Consider the following 558-nt stretch of genomic DNA (forward strand, 5'->3'; position numbering starts at 1 on the left):
ATTAGAGACAATGAGATTAAGTGGACCTAAAGGAGAATATGTTTTAAGAAGACTAAGTACTTTGACACGTGTTATGGTTACTGAATTAAATTTTAAAAATAAAGCGTTTTCTGTTGGTGTTAAAGGTATTCGCGATTGTGTGAAAATTATTAATGACATTTTTAGAAAATATGTTGATTTTGTTAAATCTTCATAAATTACCATAGTTTTTTCCTACTTAAAAAAGATATAGAAAAGGTGACCCCTTTTCTATATCTTTTTCTTATTATAAATTAAGAATTTCTTTCCTAATAAAACATAATAGTAAACTTTAAATATCTTTAAAGGAGGATTATATTATATGTTTTTTTCAAGCATTTCAAATTCAAGAAGTCAAAATAATCAGCTTTATTTAGAAGAAGATTTATTAGAGTCGTATACTATAATTTCAGAACTTGCTAAAGAACATTACGCATTTAATTCAGCACTTTACATTTATGATGTTATTTTAAAAGAGAAAGCAATTTGTGATGGTGATGATTACGAAATTTTAGTAGAAAATTTTATAAAAGATGGGTT

At 24.7% G+C, this 558-nt stretch carries 2 protein-coding genes; both read left to right on the top strand.

Annotated features, from left to right (window positions below):
• A partial coding sequence (locus tag ETC00_RS20535; RefSeq protein WP_216369605.1) for a hypothetical protein occupies nt 1–196 on the top strand: 196 nt, incomplete at its 5' end.
• Nucleotides 197–340: 144 nt separating this feature from the next.
• On the top strand, nt 341–558 hold a 218-nt coding region (locus ETC00_RS19585), incomplete at its 3' end, for a hypothetical protein (protein WP_171567717.1).

It is taken from the genome of Brevibacillus sp. MCWH, assembly GCF_013096935.1.
In the GTDB taxonomy this organism is placed as follows: Bacteria; Bacillota; Bacilli; order Brevibacillales; family Brevibacillaceae; genus Brevibacillus; species Brevibacillus aydinogluensis.